Source organism: Corynebacterium sp. MSK039 (assembly GCF_030232315.1).
Taxonomy (GTDB): Bacteria; Actinomycetota; Actinomycetes; order Mycobacteriales; family Mycobacteriaceae; genus Corynebacterium.
This window is the reverse complement of the sequence record NZ_JASPJL010000027.1, coordinates 1-3,498: the sequence shown is the minus strand read 5'-3', so window position 1 is coordinate 3,498 and position 3,498 is coordinate 1. Positions and strand designations below refer to the sequence as shown.

Here is a 3,498-nt window from a genome sequence, read left to right as displayed (position 1 = left end):
CCATTTCGCAGCAGCCGCCTGATCGGCGCAGAGCGACAGCCTACCTCTGACTGCCGCCAATCTTTGCAACAGAGCCCGAGCGTCGCCATGATCTTGAGCATGGCTTCACCCATCGCTGTTGACGGGTCTATGTCCATCCACGGTTCATCGAGGCTGCGCAGCTTCACGCCACGCGCTGCGTGGTCACGGATAACCGAGATAGCGATGCTGTCAGTGCCTGCCACGCGGTCGAGCGAGGGAATCACCAGCTCATCACCGGGGCGCTGAATCTTCCGGCACTCGATCCAATCGGGTCGATCCTCAACGCGACTTGAATAGCCAACGTCAACGAAAATTCGTTCGCACCCTGCCTGTTCGAGGCGGGCGATCTGCGAGTCTGCATTCTGCTCGCGGGTGCTGACACGGGTATATCCGAGCCTCACGGCTATCGTCCTAAGCTCGGGCCACGCTCGGGCGGCTTCGGCTTCGATCCGTCGCCCAGCTCGGGCATATCCCGGCCGCGATCTGCTGCGTGCTTCGGCTTGCTCGGCCGAGCCTCGCGCAGCTCGTTCACCTTGCGCTCGATGCGCTCTCCAAGCGTCATCGGCTTCTCGGGCGCTGCGTCGCCTGTGACGCGGCCGCCCTCGTGCATCAGCACGTTCGACCGCGGCACGGCCGCGTGCTCGAACACGGGCACCATCGGAACATGGTTGGGTAGGTACTCCCCCAGCGGCGGCCGCGTCGCGGCCGATGCCATATTCCAAACTTCCTCGGGCACGCGCTCGAACTCAAGCGTGTACGGTGAGCGCTCCGCAACGTGCTCCATGAACACCTTGGTAGTGCGTCCGTTGCCCTCTCTGAACGGATGACTCTGGTTTGTCCAGGCGAAGATTTCGGCGGCGCGCTCCGAGAACTCGGCGTGGCTGAGCTGCGCCCAATCGGTGCGCTCGACCATCACGCGCACGTTGTCTAAGTAGGCGTCTATCGCGCCGTTGTGAGCATCAGCGAAAGCGGCTCCGCCGCCCTTCGCCATGTTCACCGTTCGGTACTGACCAGCCCATTCAAAGGTCGAGCCGAAGAGGTGGCCGTGAATCTGCTTCATGTGCTCGCCGTCGAACGTGCGAGTCACAAGCTCCGGGCGCAACTCAAGCTCGATGCGGCGCGCAAACGACATGCGGTAGTCGTAGGTGCGCAGCGCTGCGGCGTCTCGAATGTCCGGTATGTTGCGCAGCACGCCATTGCGGGTCTGCGCGTTGTACGTCTCCGGGTAAAAGTATGACTCCCACGAATCGAACTGGTGCGGCATCAGAGCGTAGCGGCCGCTCCGGCGATGCGCGCCGCCTTAGCGGCGGTGCGCGCCTCGTAGTCCTCGAACGTCAGCGCGCCGCGCGTGTAGTCGATGAGGTCGGCCACGTCTTCGCGGTTCGGCTCCCATCCCTCATGCCAGCCTGCCGCGAGCGAGCGCACAACGGCTCGGCGCTGGTCAGCGTCGAGCTGGTCGAACAGCTCGGGCCAGCGGGCCTCTACGTCAAATGATGGTTGCGACATAATGCTGCACCTCCTGGTGTACTCCTGATTTTACCGGCCTGCCCGCAAACGGTATAGGTCGGGTTTCGGGTCGGGGTTGGTTTCGGTCATAGGTTTCGGTCGGTCAGATAACGGCGTGTCGCTGCCTCGGCGGGCCGTCCGGCACGGCTGCCCGAAAACGATCGTTTTCGGCCTACTCGGCTCGCGGTGATGAACCTATGCGCCGGCAATCTGCTGGATGGCCTGGTTACCTTCCGAATGGTAACCTACACTCATGCGCACCGATCCTCGCCCCGCGATCCTGGCGGCCGCCTTCTCTCAGCTCGACGAGGGGCGGGCGGTGTCTCTGGATTCCGTGGCCCGAAGTGTGGGGCTGACCAAGCCGGGGGTGATGTATCACTTCCCCACGAAGGAAGCCCTCATGCTCGCCCTGGTGGACTCCGTTTTGGACCGCTGGGAAGAGGCGCTGGTCGCACGCCTCGGGTCGTCGCCGGAGGGCGCGGCGCCGGCCGCGCGCATCGGCGCGTATGTCGACTGGTCACTGTCCGGGGGTTTCGATGAAACCGACCTGGTGGCGATGAGTGATCCGAAGCTGCGCCGCTCGCTCACGCAGCGCTGGGCCGAACGTCTCGCGCCCTGGCTCGTCGTGCCCGATGACGTCGCCCCGGACGAACGCACCCGGTTGCTCGCCGCCCGCCTCCTGGCCGACGGCGGGTGGCTTGCCGAAGCCGCCAACGTCTCCCCTCCTACCCCCGGCGACCTGGCGCAGCTCCGCGCCTTCGCCCACAACCTCGTGAAGGACTGACTATGAAGAAATGGCTCCTGCTTGCCGGCGCGATCATCAGTGAAGTCGCCGGCTCCCTCGCCCTCCAAGCCGGCCAGGACCACCCCGCCTGGTACATCCTCGTCGCGATCGGCTACGTCGGCGCGTTCACGCTTCTCGCGCTCGTTCTACGCGAGGGGATGGCCCTCGGGGTTGCGTACGGGATCTGGGGCGCGATGGGCGTCGCCCTGACGGCGGTGCTGGCGGCACTTCTGTTCGGACAGCCCTTGACCGGCGTGATGATCCTCGGCCTGGCGTTGATCATCGGCGGTGTTCTCACCGTCGAACTCGGATCGCAAGCGGCGCAGCGCAAGAGGGAGGCGAGCATCTGATGGTCTGGCTCTTCCTCATCCTCGCGATCGTCCTCGAAGTCGGCGCGGCGCTCTCCCTGCGCCTGGCAACCGGCGGACGGAAACTGTTCTACATCGCCGTCGTCGTGGGCTACCTCGGCGCGTTCTTCTTCCTCACCCAAGTCCTTGCCCTCGGGCTCGGCATCGGTGTTGCCTACGGCATCTGGGCCGCCTCCGGCGTCGCCCTCACCGCAGTGGCCAGCAAGTTCCTGTTCAAAGAGCCCTTCACCTGGGTCATGGCGCTCGGCATCGCCCTCATCATCGGCGGCGTCCTCCTCGTCGAACTCGGCGCGGCCCACTAGCCTGCCGACACGGCCATGACCGTCGCTCGCACCCTCGCGGCAATTCGCCGCGCCCTCCTGGAAGATCCTGCCGTCGACATCCGATTCGTGGACGCAATCACCGTCGACAGTCATCTTCTGAGCACGCACGGCCAGGCCCTCATCCTGTTCGTACACCCACAGCATCGCGAAGTCGTCGACGAGCTGCGCAACGCCTCCCGCCCATTGGACTAGTGCGGTCGGCCGGGGTCATCACCGCGGCCGCGCAGCTCGTCAACGAGCTGGCGGTGCGCCGTGTGCAGGAACAGCACTGGGCGGCCGCTGCGCCCACTGTGGAGGTAACTGTCGGCGGTGAGCGCATCGGTGAACACGACTTCAAGCTCCGGCTGCTCGTGCAGCAGTCGCCGCACTTGTTCGGCCACCCGCTCAGTCATCGAAACTCCCCCCAGAGCTTCCGGGAGGGCTCTGTTGCAAAAATCGTGAAGCTTGAGCATGCTTGGCGGAGATTGGACGGACGGAACGATGACGGATTTCAAGT

The 3,498-nt window shown here is 65.0% G+C and carries 8 protein-coding genes; 4 read left to right on the top strand and 4 right to left on the bottom strand.

What is annotated here, in order from left to right; translation table 11 throughout:
- The 3 genes from QP997_RS09640 to QP997_RS09630 all read right to left on the bottom strand — a co-directional run.
- On the bottom strand, nucleotides 1-422 hold a 422-nt coding region (locus QP997_RS09640; RefSeq protein ID WP_284846994.1), incomplete at its 3' end, for a recombinase family protein.
- Nucleotides 423-424: 2 nt separating this feature from the next.
- Nucleotides 425-1,285, bottom strand: a complete 861-nt coding sequence (locus tag QP997_RS09635; protein WP_070424185.1) for a Fic/DOC family protein — start codon at nucleotides 1,283-1,285, stop codon at nucleotides 425-427.
- The gene (locus tag QP997_RS09630; RefSeq protein WP_019174038.1) at nucleotides 1,285-1,527 is read right to left on the bottom strand and encodes an antitoxin VbhA family protein; all 243 of its coding nucleotides are present in this window, start codon (nucleotides 1,525-1,527) and stop codon (nucleotides 1,285-1,287) included. Before QP997_RS09630 ends, QP997_RS09635 begins: the two co-directional genes overlap by 1 nt.
- Before the next feature lie 253 nt (nucleotides 1,528-1,780).
- Between QP997_RS09630 and QP997_RS09625 the strand changes: the two genes are divergently transcribed.
- The 4 genes from QP997_RS09625 to QP997_RS09610 are packed head-to-tail and all read left to right on the top strand — an operon-like array spanning nucleotide 1,781 to nucleotide 3,194.
- Nucleotides 1,781-2,311 (top strand): TetR/AcrR family transcriptional regulator, encoded by a 531-nt coding sequence (locus QP997_RS09625; RefSeq protein WP_019174037.1) that lies wholly within the window; start codon nucleotides 1,781-1,783, stop codon nucleotides 2,309-2,311.
- A 2-nt stretch (nucleotides 2,312-2,313) separates the two neighbouring features.
- A complete protein-coding gene (locus QP997_RS09620) occupies nucleotides 2,314-2,661 on the top strand; it encodes a DMT family transporter (protein ID WP_005053852.1) in 348 nt (115 codons plus the stop codon).
- Complete coding sequence (locus QP997_RS09615; RefSeq protein WP_019160223.1) at nucleotides 2,661-2,981, top strand: DMT family transporter; 321 nt, start codon at nucleotides 2,661-2,663, stop codon at nucleotides 2,979-2,981. The genes QP997_RS09620 and QP997_RS09615 overlap by 1 nt, the downstream gene beginning before the upstream one ends.
- A 15-nt stretch (nucleotides 2,982-2,996) precedes the next feature.
- Entirely contained in the window at nucleotides 2,997-3,194 is a 198-nt protein-coding gene (locus tag QP997_RS09610; protein WP_005053846.1) for a hypothetical protein, read from the top strand.
- Here the strand turns inward: QP997_RS09610 and QP997_RS09605 are convergent.
- A partial coding sequence (locus tag QP997_RS09605) for a hypothetical protein (protein WP_262370461.1) occupies nucleotides 3,191-3,498 on the bottom strand: 308 nt, incomplete at its 5' end. The two genes, QP997_RS09610 and QP997_RS09605, sit on opposite strands and share 4 nt — an antisense overlap.

Coding starts and splice junctions, on each gene's coding strand:
- QP997_RS09625 (WP_019174037.1), top strand. CDS start 1,781: ATGCGCACCGATCCTCGCCCCGCGATCCTGGCGGCCGCCTTCTCTCAG.
- QP997_RS09630 (WP_019174038.1), bottom strand. CDS start 1,527: ATGTCGCAACCATCATTTGACGTAGAGGCCCGCTGGCCCGAGCTGTTC.
- QP997_RS09615 (WP_019160223.1), top strand. CDS start 2,661: ATGGTCTGGCTCTTCCTCATCCTCGCGATCGTCCTCGAAGTCGGCGCG.
- QP997_RS09635 (WP_070424185.1), bottom strand. CDS start 1,285: ATGCCGCACCAGTTCGATTCGTGGGAGTCATACTTTTACCCGGAGACG.
- QP997_RS09610 (WP_005053846.1), top strand. CDS start 2,997: ATGACCGTCGCTCGCACCCTCGCGGCAATTCGCCGCGCCCTCCTGGAA.
- QP997_RS09620 (WP_005053852.1), top strand. CDS start 2,314: ATGAAGAAATGGCTCCTGCTTGCCGGCGCGATCATCAGTGAAGTCGCC.